Genomic DNA, 15596 nt, shown 5'->3' with positions numbered 1-15596 from the left:
CGTCATGCCCCTGCACCGCCCGGCGCTCTCCGCCCTCTCCGCCCTCACCGCGCTCGTCCTCACCACGCTCACCGTCACCCCCGCCCACGCCGACAGCGACCACGAACCTGACCGCGACCGCGGGCACCACGGGTCGCGCACCGTCGACGTCCCGACGCTGCTCGGCCGGGCCACCCTCGACGCCGACTTCCTCGCCCCCGGCCCGCCGTCCGGCGCGCAGGCCACGCCCGCCAACGGGCGTACCGGCCCCTTCGCCGGCCAGGTCGTGCCGGGCTTCTCCGCGATGCTCGACAACGGCGACGGCACGTTCTGGGCGATGCCCGACAACGGGTTCGGCGCGAAGACCAACTCCGCCGACTTCCTGCTGCGGATGTACCTCCTCGAGCCGAGCTTCGAGGGCGAGGGCGGCGACGGCACCGTCGACCTGCCCGAGTTCGTCTCCTTCCGCGACCCCGACGGCCTCGCCGGCTTCCCCATCGTCCACGAGACCACCGACGAGCGGCTGCTCACCGGCGCCGACCTCGACATCGAGTCGGTCGTCCGGCTGCGCGACGGCAGCCTCCTCGTCGGCGACGAGTTCGGCCCGTTCGTCCTGCACTTCGACGCCGACGGCGTGCTGCTCGACGCGCCGATCCCGCTCCCCGGCGTCCGCTCCCCGCAGGACCCGTTCCTCGGCGGCGCCCAACCGACGCTGCCGGCCAGCAAGGGCTTCGAGGCGATGGCCTACGACGGCTCGCGCTACGCCTACCCGGTCCTCGAGGGTGCCCTGACCGCCGAGACCGACCAGCGGGTGCGCCGCATCCACCAGCTCGACACCCGGACCCTGCGCTACACCGGCCGCACGTGGGTCTACCGCACGGTCGAGGCAGCCAACCTCGTCGGCGACGCGTTCATGACCGGCCGCGACCGGATGCTGGTCCTCGAGCGCGACAACTTCGGCGGCGCGCAGGCGGTGACCAAGCGGGTCGTCGAGGTCGACCTCGACCGCACCGAGCCCGGCGGGCACCTGGTCGCCGAGCCGGTCCTCGACCTGCTCGACCTCGCCAACCCCGACGGCATCGGCGCCGGCGACGGCTACGGCACGGGCGACCCCTTCGCGTTCCCGTTCGTCTCCGACGAGACCGTGGTGCAGCTGCGCGACGGCTCGTTCGTCCTCGCCAACGACAACAACTACCCCGGCGACGACGCGCGCGTCGACGGCGAGCCCGACGACATCGAGATCGTCCACGTGGGCCTGCGGCGCGAGCGGGTCCGCACCGGCGGCCCGACCGTGTTCGCGCACCGCGGCGCCTCCGGCTACCGCCCCGAGCACACCATCGCCGCCTACGAGCTCGCCGCCCGCCAGTGCGCCGACTACGTCGAGCCCGACCTGGTGATGACCCGCGACGGCGTGCTCGTCGACCGCCACGAGCCCGAGATCGGCGGCACCACCGACGTCGCGACCCGACCGGAGTTCGCCGCCCGCCGCACCACCAAGCAGGTCGACGGCCGGGCGGTGACCGGCTGGTTCGTGGAGGACTTCACGCTCGCCGAGCTCAAGACGCTGCGCGCCGTCGAGCGGCTCCCCCAGCTGCGCCCGGAGAGCCGCTCCTTCGACGGGCTCTACCAGGTCCCGACCCTCGACGAGGTGCTCGCGTTCGCCCGCCGCACCGAGACCTGCGACGGCGAGCCGATGGGCGTCATCCCCGAGATCAAGCACAGCACCTACCTCGCCGACGCCGGGCTGCCGGCCGAGCAGGCCCTGCTCGACACGTTCGCGCGCAACGGCGTACGCCCCGGGCGCACGCCCGTCGTGATCCAGAGCTTCGAGGTCTCCAACCTCCGCCGCCTCGACCGGATGACCCGGTTCGACCTGGTCCAGCTCGTCGACTGCACGGGAGCGCCCTACGACCAGGTGAAGGCCGGCACGGGCGTGACCTACGACGACCTGGTCACCCGCTCCGGCATGCGCCGCATCGCGCGCTACGCCGACAGCGTCGGGCTGTGCAAGGACCGGATGATCCCGCGCAACGCCGACGGCAGCCTCGCCGCCCCCACCGACGCGATCGCCCACGCCCACCGCGCCGGGCTCACCGTGACCGGCTGGACGTTCCGGCGGGAGAACTCCTTCCTCCCGCTGGAGTTCCGCTCCTCCGCCGACCCGGCCGCGGCCGGGGACCTGGCCGGCGAGATCCGCACGTTCCTCGCCGCCGGCATGGACGACTTCTTCACCGACAACCCCGACATCGGTGCCGCCGTGGCCGACTCCTGGTCGTCCTAGGCTGCGCGCACCCCCTCCGGAAGGCTCACCCGATGACATCCCGACGCACCCTGGCCGCCGTCGCGACGCTCGCGCTCGCCGGCCTGACCGCCCCCGTCCTCACCGCCCCGGCCGTCGCCGGCGACCGCGACGACGGACGCGGGCACCACCACGGCCACGGCCACGGCCACGGGAACGGGCACGGGCACGGCAGGCCCGCCGAGGTCCGGTTCGCGACCTTCAACGCCTCGCTCAACCGCGCGGCGGCCGGCGACCTGGTCCGCGACCTGTCCACCCCTGACGACGCGCAGGCCGCCGCGGTCGCGGAGACCATCCAGCGCACCGACCCCGACGTGCTGCTGGTCAACGAGTTCGACTACGTCGAGGGCGGGGCAGCGGCCGACCTGTTCCGCGAGAACTACCTCGAGGTGCCCCACAACGGCGCCCCCGCGGTCGACTACCCCTACTCCTACGTCGCCCCGGTCAACACCGGCGTGCCGAGCGGGCTCGACCTCGACAACGACGGCTCCGTCGGCGGCGGCAACGACGCCCTCGGCTTCGGCGCGTTCCCGGGGCAGTACGGCATGGTCGTCTACTCGAAGTTCCCGATCGACACCGACGCCGTGCGCACCTTCCAGGACTTCCTCTGGAAGGACATGCCGGGCGCGAAGCTGCCGGACGACCCGGCCACTCCCGCGCCGGCCGACTGGTACTCCCCCGACGAGCTCGACGCGGTCCGGCTGTCGTCGAAGTCGCACTGGGACGTGCCGATCCGCATCGGCCGCGAGACGGTCAACTTCCTGGTGTCGCACCCGACGCCGCCGGTCTTCGACGGACCGGAGGACCGCAACGGCCAGCGCAACCACGACGAGATCCGGCTGTGGGCCGACTACGTGCGCGACCGGGCCGACTACCTCTACGACGACGAGGGCGAGCGTGGCGGCCTGGATCGCGGCAGCCGGTTCGTGATCGCCGGCGACCAGAACTCCGACCCGCTCGACGGCGACTCGGTGGCCGGCTCGGCCCAGCAGCTGCTCGACAACCCGGCGGTCAACACCCGGGTGACGCCGACCAGCCGCGGCGCGGTGGAGGCGGCGCAGCGCGACGGCGGCGTCAACCTCACCCACCTCGGCGACCCGCGGTTCGACACGGCCGACTTCTCCGAGCCGCCGGGCAACATCCGCGCCGACTACGTGCTGCCCGACCGCACGACCAGGATCACCGGCGCCGGCGTGTTCTGGCCGGAGTCGACCGACCCGCTGTTCCGGCTCGTCGGCACCTTCCCGTTCCCGGCCAGCGACCACCGGCTGGTGTGGGTCGACGTGCGGGCGGGTCGCGCGCACCGGCGCTGATCCGGGGTCGTCCCTACGATCGGGGCATGCCCCGCCCGCTCGTCGTCACCGGCGCCGTCGCCGTCGCCTCGGTCGGGCTGCTGCTCGTGGCGGCGGCACAGGGCTGGCTCGGCCCCGACGTCGGGCGCGGCGCCGGCTTCTGCGAGGCGCCGCGCCCGGGCTGGGTCCGGCAGCCCGCCAACACCCTGTCCAACGCCGGCTTCGTGGTGGCGGGCCTGGCCGTCGCGCGGCGCGCCGTCGCCGGGCCCGACGCGGTGATGTCGACGACCGTCGCGACGGCGTACGCCTGCGTGGTGGTGCTGCTCGGTCCCGCCTCGGCGGCCATGCACGCCACCCAGAGCGCGTGGGGCGGCCACCTCGACATGCTCAGCATGTACCTCGTCGCGGGCTTCGCCGCGGCCTGGGCGTGGGTCCGCTGGACGGCGCGCGGCACGCGTGCGTTCCTCACCGCGTACGCCGCGTGCGTGCTCGCCTGCGAGGTCGTCGGGCTGTGGCCCGACCCGGTCCCGGTCGTCCACTACTCCGGCAACCTCGCCTTCGGCGTGCTGCTGCTCGCGGCGGTCGTCCTCGAGACGATGATCTGGCGGCGCGGCCGGACCAAGACGGTCTTCCGCCACGGCGTGGTCGCGCTGGCCGCGATGCTCGTCGCGTTCACCATCTGGCTGCTCAGCAACGCCGGCTGGTGCGACCCCCGCTCGCTGCTGCAGGGCCACGCCGCGTGGCACCTGCTGTGCGCCGTCGCGGCGTACTGGCTGTTCCGGCTCTACGAGTCCGAGGAGAGGTTGACCCCGACCCCCTCGGTGTAGGTAGATGGAGCGTCCCTCGCGGGCGATCTCGGACCTCTCGGAACACTCTCGGAAAGCGATCACGCATGCCCACCCCCACCCAGACCATCCCCGCCCGCCGCACCGTCGTCACCGGGGCCGCGGCCCTCGCCGCGGCCGGCTTCGTCGCCGCACCCGCGCCCGCCCAGGCGCACCGCGGCCGGCACGGCCACCACCGCCCGACGACCCGGCTCACGGTCCTCGGCACCACCGACCTGCACGGCAACGTCCTGAACTGGGACTACTTCAAGAACGCCGACTTCGACAACACCGCCCACGACGACATCGGGCTCGCCAAGGCCGCCACGCTGATCAAGGCCGCCCGCCAGGAGCTGCGCCACCAGCCGGTCCTGACCCTCGACGCCGGCGACACCCTCCAGGGCACCCCGCTGGCCTACTACTACGCCCGCATCGACCCGATCACCGGCGGTGCGAGGCACCCGATGGCGACCGCGATGAACCTCGTCGGCTACGACGCGGCGGCGCTGGGCAACCACGAGTTCAACTACGGCATCGACACCCTGCGCACCTTCGAGTCCCAGCTCGACTTCCCGCTGCTCGGCGCCAACGCGGTCGACCCGGCCACCCAGCGCCCGGTCTTCCCGCCCTACGTCATCAAGCGGTTCCGCGTGAAGAGCGGCCCGACCCTCACCGTCGGCGTGCTCGGCCTGACCAACCCCGGCATCGCGCTGTGGGACAAGGCCAACGTCGAGGGCCGCATGGAGTTCCCCGGCCTGGTCGAGCAGGCGAGGAAGTTCGTCCCCGAGCTCAAGCGCCGTGGCTGCGACGTCGTCGTGGTCAGCGCCCACAGCGGCGCCGACACCTCCTCGTCCTACGGCGACGCGCTGCCGTACCCCGAGAACGCCGCGTCGCTCGTCGCCGAGCAGGTCCCCGGGGTCGACGCCATCCTGGTCGGCCACGCCCACAAGGAGATCCCGGAGCGCTACGTCACCAACACCCGCACCGGCCAGCAGGTGCTGCTGTGCGAGCCGCTCTACTGGGGCATGCGCGTCGCGGTGATGGACCTCGACCTCGAGCTGCACCGCGGCCGGTGGAAGGTCGTCGCGACGCACGGGCAGACGCTCAACTCCAACACCGTCGACGGCGACCCGCGCGTGCTCGCCGCGGTCCGCGCGCAGCACGAGACGGTCGTCGACTACGTCAACTCCCCCATCGGCACCTCCACGACCGCGCTGTCCGCCGACCGCGCGGTGGTCGAGGACGTCCCGATCATCGACTTCGTGCAGTACGTCCAGGCCGACGCCGTGAAGGCCGGGCTGGGCGCCGCCGACGCCGCGCTGCCGGTGCTCTCCATCGCCGCGCCGTTCAACCGGGCCGCGTCGTTCCCGTCCGGGCAGGTCACCGTGCGCGACGTCGCCGGGCTGTACATCTACGACAACACGCTGCTCGGCGTGCGGATCACGGGCGCCCAGGTCAAGGACTACCTCGAGTTCTCCGCTCGCTACTTCCAGCAGGTCTCCGGCACAGGCCCGTTCACCGTCGAGCAGGTCACCCGTGCGGTCACGCCGACCGCGCCGAACGGCACGCCCGACTACAACTTCGACTCCGTCGCCGGCCTCGACGCGCCGCTGACCTACCAGATCGACATCGCCCAGCCGGTCGGGTCACGGATCGTCGGCCTCGCCTACGACGGCGTGCCGGTGGCGGCGGACCAGGAGTTCGCGATGGCGGTCAACAACTACCGCCAGTCCGGCGGTGGCGGGTTCCCGCACGTCAGCACGGCCCCGGTGGTCTACAACCAGCAGAACGAGATCCGCCAGCTCATCATCGACTGGGTCACCGAGCACGGCACCATCGACCCGGCGCAGTTCGCCTCGGCCGACTGGAGCCTGGTCTCGGGCGGCCAGCCGGTCACCATCTCCTGACCGGCGGCTCCAGCAGCCGTCCACGCCACGCACCCTGCCCGGTCCCCGGGCAGGGTGCGTGGCGTTCCGGGGTGCCCACGAGGCGCTTCCGAGCACCCCTCGCACGATCCGTCGCCGCCGTGACCAATCCGTGACCACGACCGCCCCGAATGACCCCTGTCACACATCAACCGGGCCTCAGTCCCGGTGGGCCGTCGGAGGCCTCGACGACCTTGAACGCACAGCGAGCACCCCTGAACGGAGTACGCATGTTCGGCAAGGCAGTAGTCACAGACATGATCAACCGGAGCGCGGAGAACGAGACCGACCGTCGTCTCTTCCTCAAGTCCGCGGGCGTCGCCGGCCTCGGCGTCGTCGGCGCCGGAGCGCTCGGCGCCACCGCCCCCGCGATGGCGGCGAGCGGCGTCAGCGACGGCGCGGTCCTCAACTTCGCCCTCAACCTCGAGTACCTGGAGGCGGAGTTCTACCAGTACGCCGCCTTCGGCAAGGGCCTCGACGACAAGCTCACCTCGGGCAAGGGCAAGAAGGGCGGTGTGAAGGGCGGCCGCCAGGTCTCCTTCGCCACCCCGGCGATCCGCAAGTACGCCGAGGAGATCGCCACGGACGAGCTCGACCACGTCGCGTTCCTGCGCAAGGCGCTCGGTGGCGCGAAGGTGGCCCGTCCGGCCATCAACATCCAGGAGAGCTTCACCGCCGCGGCCACCGCGGCCGGTCTGATCCAGCCGGGCCAGACCTTCGACCCCTACGCCAACGAGGACAACTTCCTCCTCGCGGCGTTCGTCTTCGAGGACGTGGGTGTCACGGCCTACAAGGGCGCGGCCCCGCTGATCACCAACAAGACCTACCTGGAGGCGGCCGCCGGCATCCTGGCCGTCGAGGCCTACCACGCCGGCATCGTGCGCAGCGCCCTGTACTCCAAGGGCCTGCAGGACGCCGCGAAGGCCATCTCGAAGGCCCGCGACAGCCTCGACGGCAAGGGCACCAAGGACCAGGGCATCGGCTCCGCCGCCGGCAAGGCCAACCTGGTCCCGACCGACAAGAACGGCATCGCCTACAGCCGTACGCCGGGCCAGGTGCTCAACGTGGTCTACCTGAACCCGAAGTCGGTCACCAAGGGCGGGTTCTTCCCCCGCGGCGTCAACGGCGCCGTGAACAAGAGCGCGTGATCCACGTGCCCGCCATCGAGATGGTCGGCTGGCTCGTGCTCGGGCTGATGGTGCTCCGCGCCGCCTGGCTCGCCGCACACCCGGCCCTCCACCACGCCGCACTGCGGCCCGCACGGTGGTCGGCCGAGGTCGACCGTCGCGTCCTGCGCAGCCACAGCCCGCAGCACCGGGCGTGACGCTCCTGGTGGTCCGGACGTCCCCGTGACGTCCGGGCCACCCCGGAGTGGCCGCCGCACGGCTCCTGAGAGGAGACCCCATGTTCGGCATCGGTCTGCCAGAGCTCGCCGTCATCGCCTTCTTCGGCGTGGTGCTGCTCGGCCCCGACAAGCTCCCCGGGCTGGCCAGGCAGCTGGCCCACGGCATCAAGGCCGCCAGGCGCATGGGTGACTCCGTGCGCGACGACCTCCGCTCCTCCCTCGGTGAGGAGTACTCCGACCTCGAGCTCCGCGACCTCGACCCGCGCCAGATGGTGCGGCGCCAGGTCGAGGAGATCCTCGCCGAGCGTGAGGACGACGACCGCGAGGACGACGACGAGGACGACGACGCCCTCGTGGACGCCCCCGGCGCGTCACACCCGGCACCACCCCACGCAGCACCCGTTGAAAGGAAGTCAGCATGACGTCCACCACTCTCGCTCCCCTGCTCGTCGGCGGGCTGGGCGGCATGGAGCTGCTCATCATCCTCGCCGTCCTGGTCCTGCTGTTCGGCGCCAGCAAGCTCCCCGAGCTCGCCCGCGGCTCCGGCCAGGCGCTGCGGATCTTCAAGTCCGAGACCAAGGGCCTGATGGACTCCGACTCCGACAAGGACAAGGACAAGGACAAGGACGCGCAGCCCGCGCCCACGGCGGTTGCCACGGCGCCGGTCGACGAGACCCCGGTCTCCGAGCCGGTCATCGTCCACACGCCCCGCGAGCACGACGCGCAGCGCGGCTGACGGGCGCGCGTGATGTCGATCGCCACCGTCGTGGACGTGCTCCGCGGACCCGCAGCCCGACCGGGCGCGGTCCCGGGGAGCATGTCCCTGGCCGACCACCTCCGCGAGGTGCGGGCCAGGCTGATCAGGTCCGCCCTCGTCCTCGTGGTGGCGTTCCTCGTCGCGCTGCCCTTCTACGACCAGCTCCTCTCGCTGGTCCTCGGGCCCTACAACCAGGCCCAGACCCTCATCGGTGAGGACACGGTCAGCACCGCGTACGTCGCGGGTGCGACGGGTCCCCTGATGCTCAACCTCAAGCTGTGCGGCACCGCCGCGCTCGTCGCGGCCAGCCCGTACTGGCTCTGGCAGGTCTGGGCGTTCGTCGTCCCCGGTCTGCTGCCGCGCGAGAAGCGCTGGTCGCGGGTCTTCGCCGCAATCGCCGGTCCGCTGTTCATCGCCGGCGTCGCGCTGGGCTACTACGTGCTGCCCAAGGGCCTCGGGGTCCTGATCGGCTTCACGCCCGCCGGCATGGAGAACCTCGTCGAGTTCGGCGACTACTTCTCCTTCTTCAGCCGGATGCTGCTCGTCTTCGGCCTCGCGGTCGAGATCCCGTTCTTCCTGGTGCTGCTCAACCTCGCCGGTGTCGTCACCGGCGCCCAGCTGGGCCGGCACCGCGCGATCATCCTGATGGCGGCCGTCGTGTTCGCCGCCGTCGCGACGCCGTCGACCGACCCGTTCTCGATGCTGATGCTGGCCATCCCGATGATGGTGCTCTTCGTCCTCGCCGAGGTCGTGTGCCGGGTCATCGACAGGCGTCGTGCCCACCGGTCGCCGGTCCCGGCGCTCCTCACGGACGAGGACTGAGATGTTCCAGACCCCGAAGTACGCCGCGCCGCCCCGGCGCCGGACCACGACCTCGACCGCAGCGGCGACGGGGACGCTCGAGCCGGCGGCTGCGCCGCGGTCGGTCGCCCGCAGCGGCCGCCTGTGGCCGCTGCTCGGCCCGGCGTTCGTCACCGCCGTGGCCTACGTCGACCCGGGCAACTTCGCCACCAACATCGCGGCCGGCTCGGCCTACGGCTACCTGCTCGTCTGGGTGGTCGTCGTCAGCAACGTGATGGCGATGCTCATCCAGTACCTCTCCGCCAAGGCGGGCGTGGCGACCGGGATGAGCCTGCCGGCGCTGTGCCGCGAGCACCTCCCGCGCCGGGTCGTCCGCGGGCTGTGGGGCCAGGCCGAGCTCGTCGCGATCGCGACCGACCTCGCCGAGGTCGTCGGCGGCGCGCTGGCGCTCAAGCTCCTCTTCGACCTGCCGCTGCTGGTCGGCGGCACCATCACCGCCGTCGTCGCCTTCGCCCTGCTGGGGCTGAAGGGCCACGGCCACCGCCACTTCGAGTCCGTCATCGTCGGCCTGCTCGCGGTGATCCTGGTGGGCTTCGTCTACGACGTGGCGATCAGCGGCGTCGACTCGATGGCCGTGCTCGACGGCACCCTCCCGCGCTTCGCCGGCGCCGAGAGCGTGATGCTCGCCGCCGGCATGCTCGGCGCCACCGTCATGCCCCACGCGATCTACCTGCACAGCGGCCTCACCAGCGAGCGCGGGCGCCCGGCGACCGAGGACGAGCGCCGCACGGTGATGCGGAGCCAGCGCGTCGACGTCGTCGTCGCGATGGGCATCGCCGGGCTGATGAACCTCTCGCTGCTCCTCGTCGCGGCCGCTGCGCTGTCGGGTCAGGGCATCGACACCATCGAGGGGGCGCACGCCGGCCTCGGCGACTCGCTGGGCCGGGGCGCCGCGCTCCTCTTCGCGCTCGGGCTGCTCGCCTCGGGCTTCGCGTCCAGCAGCGTCGGCACGCTCGCGGGCCAGGTCGTGATGGACGGCTTCATCCGCCGCCGGATCCCGGTCGTCCTGCGCCGCCTCGTCACGCTGGCGCCGGCGCTGGTGATCCTGGCCCTCGGGGTCGACCCGACCGCGGCCCTGGTCGGCTCGCAGGTCGTGCTGTCCTTCGGCATCCCGTTCGCGCTGGTGCCGCTGGTGTGGTTCACCGCGCGGCGCGACGTGATGGGGTCGCTGGTCAACCGGCGCGTGACCACCGCGGCCGGCATCGCGGTGGCCGCGGCGATCATCGCCCTCAACGCCGTGCTCCTCGTCCAGCTCGCGACCTGACGCGTCTGCACGCCCCGGACCCGCCGACCTGACGCATCTGCACGCCCCGCCGCGTGCGCAGACGCGTCAGCTCGACCCCCGCCGCGTGCGCAGACGCGTCAGCTCAGTCGTGGACGTTGCCGTCGACGTAGCGGCCGTCGGGGGTGGTCGGGTCGTCGACGTTGATCGCGACGACGTTCTCCCCCGGCTCCGGCAGCTGCTCGGGACGCTTGTCGAGGTGGACGCCCGCGATCATGCACCGCACGGACCCGCCGGCGAGCTCGATGGTCGGGATGTCGACGGCGACGATCTCGCACGACTCCTCGATCACCGCGACCTGCTCGGGACGCAGCGAGCGCTTGGCCCGGGCCGACATCGCCATCACGTAGCGCCGCTTGCCCTCGGGGGTGCGACCGCACAGCTCGACCGCGTTGCCGGCGAACTCGCGGATCTGCTCCTCGGTGAGCTCGACGATGGTGCGACCGGTGACGGCCAGGCGCTCGCGCACCTGCTCGCGACGCTGCACGTCGGGGATCATCTCCAGCGCGATCATCGCGACGTCGGTGCCGATGCAGGCGATCACGTTGGTGTGGTAGACCGGCACGCCCTCCGAGTCGACCGCGTCGAAGGCCATCGGCTCGTAGGTGAAGTCGGTGCAGAAGCGCTCCAGCACCGCGGTGTCGGCGCGGTGGCTGCGCGCGGTGTACGCCACCCGCGAGACGTGGTCGAGCACCATCGCGCCGGTGCCCTCGAGGAAGATGCCGTCCGGCTCCAGGCCGGAGTAGTCGACGATGGCCTGGACGCGGTACTGCGACTTGAGCATCTCCAGCACGTCGGCGCGGCGCTCGTGGCGCCGGTTGGAGGCGTACATCGGGTAGACCGCGACGGTGCCGCCGGCGTGCGTGGAGACCCAGTTGTTGGGGAACACGCTGTCGGGACGGGTGTGGTCGTCGTCCTCGAAGACGTGCACCCGCACGCCGACGGCGCGCAGCGCCTCGGCGAGGGCGTCCATCTCGGCGAGCGCCTTGGCCGAGGTGGCCTCGTCGGTCTGGCCGGCCGGCGCATCGGCCTGGAAGGCGTTGTCGGCAGCCGTCGCCGGGTTGGGGACGAACTTCGTCGCGCGGACGAGGATGACAGCAGAGGGGGCCTGGGCACTCACGGGAGGAATCTAGGGGACGGCGCTCCCGCACAGCGAGTCAGGCCACGACCGCCGCGACCTGCTCGGCGACGTCCGCGGGATCGCGGTCGACCGCGGCGTCGTAGCAGGTGAGCTCGGTGACGACCCAGCCCGGCACGTCCGCCGGCTGCCACATCCCCGACGGCACCACCCCGTGCGCCTCGACGTGGGCGACGAGCCGCTCGTTGACCTCGTCGGCCTCGCCCGGGGCGTAGGCCAGGAAGGTCGGGATGTGCGGCTGCTCGGGGAAGGTCCGGATGCCGCGCCCGTTGAGCTCGGCGGCGAGGGCGATCGCCCAGTCGCGGTAGCCGGCGAACCGGTCGAGGTGCTCGCGCAGCCCCTTGAGGCCGCCCACCGCGGCGGCGGTCATCGAGAAGATCGTCCCGCCCATCCGCTGCCGCCACGAGCGCAGCTCGCCGGCCAGGTCCTCCGGGCACACCACGAGGGCGCCGCTGGTGGCGCCGAGGCCCTTGTAGAGCGAGACGTACATCGAGTCGACGAGGTCGGCGGCCTCGGCGAGCGTCCGGCCCCAGTGCGGCACGGACTCCCAGATGCGGGCGCCGTCGGCGTGCAGCGCGACGCCGCGCTCGCGGGCCGCGGCGGACAGCTCGACCAGGTCCTCCCAGGGCGGCAGCAGGCAGCCCGCGTCCCGCAGCGGGAGCTCGACCATGGCCGCACCGAGGCGCCCCGGGACCCTCGCCAGCGCGGCGGCGGTCGGGGTCTCACGACCGGACGTCAGCGGCTCGAGCTCGAGCCCCATCACGCGGCGGGGGCCGTCCTGCTCGTGGTGGAGCAGGTGGGAGAGGTCGGGCAGCGCGACCCGGCGCGAGCCCGCGCGGTCGCACCAGGCGCGGAGCGTGGCCTGCTGGGCCATCACGCCGCTGGGGAACATCACCGCGGCGGGCTTGCCGAGCAGCTCGGCCACCTCGGCCTCGAGCTGGGCGACGGCGCCCCGCTCGCCGTAGCGGTCCCACGCGACGTCGTGCTCCTCGGCGAAGTCCGCGAGCTCGCGGAAGGTCGCCGCGGGCGTCAACGGCTCGCGCCAGAACACCGCCTCGGCGGTGGCCGAGGCGGCGCGGAACCGGTCCTGGAGCTCGCTCACCTGGTCGACCGGCGGCGGATCAGGCCTGCTTCTTGAACCAGTACGTCGTCTCGACGCCGGGGATCACCTGGACCAGCTCCCAGCCGCTGCTGCCGAGCGAGGACAGCAGGTCCTCCCACGACTCGGTGCCGGCCACGATCGACTCGGGGTCGGCGTTGTAGCCGCCGACCTCGACGTTGCCCTGGTCGTCGACGGTGATCTCGAGGTGTGCCCATGAAGCCATGCCGCGATCCTGCCACAGCGCACCCGACGCCCACCCCGGTGCATCTGAGGACGTGGTGCAACCGTTGGGGGCGCCCGGAGCTGCAGGACGTCCTCAGATGACCGGCGGGGTGGGCTCGCCCAGCCGCCACTCGTGGAGCACCCGGCAGCCGCCCGACTCCCACCACGCGAGCTGGAGCCAGTCGAGCACCACGTCGACCGGGACGGTCCCGGCGAGCAGCCGGGCGGTGGAGGCGAGGTCGACGTCCGCGGACGCGGCGTCGACGGTGAGGTGCGGGCGGACGTCCGCGGGGCCGCCGAACTCCCCGCCGTAGGGCGGCCACTGCGGGAACGCCGCGACCAGCCGGGCGGTGAGGTCGCGCAGCCGGTCGTCCGGCTGCGGCACGAGGTGGATGATCCCGTTCGGGAACTGGTCGAGCTCGGCGAGCCGGACCGCGACCGGCGCGGTCGTGGCGGCGATCTCCCCCACGGCGGCGATCACCTCCGCGGTCGGGGCCGGGTCGAAGGGGCCGAGGGCGGTGACGTGGGCGTGCCCGAACCGCGGGTCGGCGGAGACGAACCCCGTGTCGTAGTGGGCCGTCCGCGCCCGCACCCAGTCCTCGAGCGCCGGCACGGGGAGCTGCAGGACGGAGTGGCCGGTCACGGGCCAAGACTGGCAGCCGGGCTGCTCCCGGCCCTCACTAGGCTGGCGCGACCATGACCCGGACCTCGCCCGTCGCTCCCCCGTCCCCCGCCGTCGCCGCCCGTGCGCAGGAGCGGCTCGCCGGCCTCGCGACGCCGGCCGGCGCGCTCGGCCGCGTCGGCGAGCTCGGCGCCTGGCTGGCCGCGGTGCAGGGCGAGGTGCCGCCACGCCCGCTCGACGACGTACGCCTCGTCGTGCTGGCCGGCGACCACGGCGTCGCCGCGCACGGGGTCTCGGCCTACCCCGCCGCGGTCACCGAGGCGATGGTGCGCACGATCGTCGGCGGCCGGGCCGGTGTCTCGGCCCTGGCGGCGGCGCACGGGGTCGCGGTGAGCGTGCACGACGTCGCGGTCGACGCCGACCTGTCCGACCTGCCCGCCGAGGTCACTGCCCACAAGCTGCGCCGCGGCTCTGGCGCGATCCACGTCGAGGACGCCACCACGCGCGCCGAGGCCGAGGCCGCGCTCGCGCTCGGTGCCCGGCTGGCCCGCGAGCACGCCGCGGACGGCGCCCAGCTGCTGATGACCGGCGACCTCGGCATCGGCAACACCACCCCCGCCGCGGCCCTGGTCGCCGCGCAGCTCGGGCTCCCGGCCGACGAGGTCACCGGGCGCGGGACCGGGGTCGACGACGCCGGCTGGACCCGCAAGCGCGACGTGGTCGCGGCCGCGCTGGCCCGGGTGGGCGAGCGGGCGGACGACCCGGTCGAGGCGCTCGCCGCCCTCGGCAGCGCCGACCTCGCGGTCACCGTCGGCTTCCAGGCCGAGGCGTCGCGGCTCGGCGTGCCGGTGCTGCTCGACGGCCTGATGTCCGTCTCGTGCGCGCTCGTCGCCGAGGCGCTGGCCCCGGGCGCGAGTGCGTGGTGGGTGGCCGGTCACCGCTCCACCGAGCCCGCGCAGGCCCACGCGCTGAAGTCGCTCGGCCTGCACCCGCTGCTCGACCTGGGCATGCGACTCGGCGAGGGCTCGGGCGCGGTCGCGGCCCTCCCCGTCCTGCGCTCCGGCGTGGCGGTCCTGCGCGACGTCGCGCTGCTCTCCGAGGTCCTGCCTTCGTGACCTCGGGACCTGTCCCGCCCACCGGTCCGCCGACGGCCCGCGTGGCCACCGTCCGCGACGCGTTCCTGCTGGCCGCCGGGACGCTCACCGCCGTCCGGGTCCCGCCCCCGCGGCACGTCGACCGGCAGGTCGCCGGCCTCGCGATGCTGCTCGCCCCGCTGGCGGTCGTGCCGCTCGCGGTCGCCGCCGGCCTTGTCGTCGCGGTGGCCGACCTGGTCGACCTGCCGCCGCTCGCGACGGCGTACGTCGTGGTGCTGGTGCTCGCGCTCGGCACCCGCGCCTTCCACTGGGACGGGCTCGCCGACACCGCCGACGGGCTGACCGCCTCCTACTCGCGCGAGCGCTCGCTCGAGGTGATGCGCACCGGCCCGGTCGGCCCGGCGGGGGTCGTCGCCGTGGTGCTGGTCGCGGGGCTGCAGGCCGCCGGGCTCACCGCGGTCGTGCGCCACGACCACGGCTGGTGGGCCGTGGCGCTGCTGGTGTGCGCCTCGCGGGCGGTGCTTGCGGTGGCGTGCGTGCGCGGCGTGCCGGCCGCGCGTGCCGACGGCCTCGGCGCCACCCACATCGGCGCGGTGCCGGTCGTCGGCGCGGTCGCCGCGCTCGTCGTCGGCGCGGTCCTCGCGGCGCTCGCGGGCCACGCGGTTGGCTCGACGCCCGCCGGACTGGTCGGGTGCGTGCTCGCGGTCGCGGCGGTCGTGGCGCTGCTCGTGCGGTGCACGCGACGGCTCGGCGGGATCACCGGCGACGTGCTCGGCGCGAGCGTCGAGGTCGCCCTCGCGGTGCTGCTCCTCGCCGCCGCCACCGCCTGAGGTCCCGTCCGGGCTCTGCGAGGA

General features: G+C 73.5%; 16 protein-coding genes. 12 read left to right on the top strand and 4 right to left on the bottom strand.

Annotated elements, in window-relative coordinates; translation table 11 throughout:
• The first annotated feature begins 4 nt into the window (after positions 1-4).
• From LN652_RS21470 to LN652_RS21425, 10 genes are all read left to right on the top strand, one after another.
• Positions 5-2260 (top strand): esterase-like activity of phytase family protein, encoded by a 2256-nt coding sequence (locus LN652_RS21470; protein WP_230442607.1) that lies wholly within the window; start codon positions 5-7, stop codon positions 2258-2260.
• 32 nt (positions 2261-2292) lie between these two features.
• Positions 2293-3591: an endonuclease/exonuclease/phosphatase family protein gene (locus tag LN652_RS21465; RefSeq protein WP_230442606.1), complete on the top strand. Its 1299-nt coding sequence runs from the start codon at positions 2293-2295 to the stop codon at positions 3589-3591.
• A 26-nt stretch (positions 3592-3617) separates the two neighbouring features.
• A complete protein-coding gene (locus tag LN652_RS21460) occupies positions 3618-4397 on the top strand; it encodes a ceramidase domain-containing protein (protein WP_230442605.1) in 780 nt (259 codons plus the stop codon).
• Between the two features lie 65 nt (positions 4398-4462).
• Complete coding sequence (locus LN652_RS21455) at positions 4463-6301, top strand: bifunctional metallophosphatase/5'-nucleotidase (protein ID WP_230442604.1); 1839 nt, start codon at positions 4463-4465, stop codon at positions 6299-6301.
• Positions 6302-6576: 275 nt separating this feature from the next.
• Positions 6577-7467 (top strand): ferritin-like domain-containing protein, encoded by an 891-nt coding sequence (locus tag LN652_RS21450; RefSeq protein WP_230442603.1) that lies wholly within the window; start codon positions 6577-6579, stop codon positions 7465-7467.
• Positions 7464-7643, top strand: coding sequence for a hypothetical protein (locus tag LN652_RS21445; RefSeq protein WP_230442602.1), 180 nt, complete (start codon positions 7464-7466; stop codon positions 7641-7643). The genes LN652_RS21450 and LN652_RS21445 overlap by 4 nt, the downstream gene beginning before the upstream one ends.
• An 80-nt stretch (positions 7644-7723) precedes the next feature.
• Positions 7724-8086: a twin-arginine translocase TatA/TatE family subunit gene (locus tag LN652_RS21440; RefSeq protein WP_230442601.1), complete on the top strand. Its 363-nt coding sequence runs from the start codon at positions 7724-7726 to the stop codon at positions 8084-8086.
• The gene (gene tatA / locus LN652_RS22070; RefSeq protein WP_329958448.1) at positions 8083-8400 is read left to right on the top strand and encodes a twin-arginine translocase TatA/TatE family subunit; all 318 of its coding nucleotides are present in this window, start codon (positions 8083-8085) and stop codon (positions 8398-8400) included. Before LN652_RS21440 ends, tatA begins: the two co-directional genes overlap by 4 nt.
• Positions 8401-8412: 12 nt before the next feature.
• A complete protein-coding gene (gene tatC, locus LN652_RS21430; RefSeq protein WP_230442600.1) occupies positions 8413-9243 on the top strand; it encodes a twin-arginine translocase subunit TatC in 831 nt (276 codons plus the stop codon).
• Position 9244: 1 nt separating this feature from the next.
• Positions 9245-10546 carry an Nramp family divalent metal transporter gene (locus tag LN652_RS21425; RefSeq protein WP_230442599.1) on the top strand — a complete coding sequence of 434 codons (1302 nt, stop codon included), beginning with the start codon at positions 9245-9247 and terminating at the stop codon, positions 10544-10546.
• 103 nt (positions 10547-10649) lie between these two features.
• Here LN652_RS21425 and ctlX read toward each other — a convergent pair whose 3' ends face one another.
• The 4 genes from ctlX to LN652_RS21405 all read right to left on the bottom strand — a co-directional run bounded on the left by ctlX (position 10650) and on the right by LN652_RS21405 (position 13669).
• Positions 10650-11684, bottom strand: a complete 1035-nt coding sequence (ctlX, locus tag LN652_RS21420; RefSeq protein WP_230442598.1) for a citrulline utilization hydrolase CtlX — start codon at positions 11682-11684, stop codon at positions 10650-10652.
• Between the two features lie 37 nt (positions 11685-11721).
• Positions 11722-12804 (bottom strand): threonine aldolase family protein, encoded by a 1083-nt coding sequence (locus LN652_RS21415; RefSeq protein WP_230442597.1) that lies wholly within the window; start codon positions 12802-12804, stop codon positions 11722-11724.
• Between the two features lie 19 nt (positions 12805-12823).
• Entirely contained in the window at positions 12824-13027 is a 204-nt protein-coding gene (locus LN652_RS21410; protein ID WP_230442596.1) for a hypothetical protein, read from the bottom strand.
• A gap of 93 nt (positions 13028-13120) precedes the next feature.
• A complete protein-coding gene (locus LN652_RS21405) occupies positions 13121-13669 on the bottom strand; it encodes a 2'-5' RNA ligase family protein (RefSeq protein ID WP_230442595.1) in 549 nt (182 codons plus the stop codon).
• A gap of 53 nt (positions 13670-13722) precedes the next feature.
• Here LN652_RS21405 and cobT point away from each other — a divergent pair, with 53 nt between their 5' ends.
• Positions 13723-14763 carry a nicotinate-nucleotide--dimethylbenzimidazole phosphoribosyltransferase gene (gene cobT, locus LN652_RS21400; RefSeq protein WP_230442594.1) on the top strand — a complete coding sequence of 347 codons (1041 nt, stop codon included), beginning with the start codon at positions 13723-13725 and terminating at the stop codon, positions 14761-14763.
• A complete protein-coding gene (locus LN652_RS21395) occupies positions 14760-15572 on the top strand; it encodes an adenosylcobinamide-GDP ribazoletransferase (RefSeq protein WP_230442593.1) in 813 nt (270 codons plus the stop codon). Before cobT ends, LN652_RS21395 begins: the two co-directional genes overlap by 4 nt.
• The last annotated feature ends 24 nt before the right edge of the window (positions 15573-15596 follow it).

It is taken from the genome of Nocardioides okcheonensis (assembly GCF_020991065.1).
In the GTDB taxonomy this organism is placed as follows: Bacteria; Actinomycetota; Actinomycetes; order Propionibacteriales; family Nocardioidaceae; genus Nocardioides; species Nocardioides okcheonensis.
The sequence above is the reverse complement of the archived record's forward strand: the minus strand, read 5'-3'. Positions and strand labels throughout refer to the sequence as shown.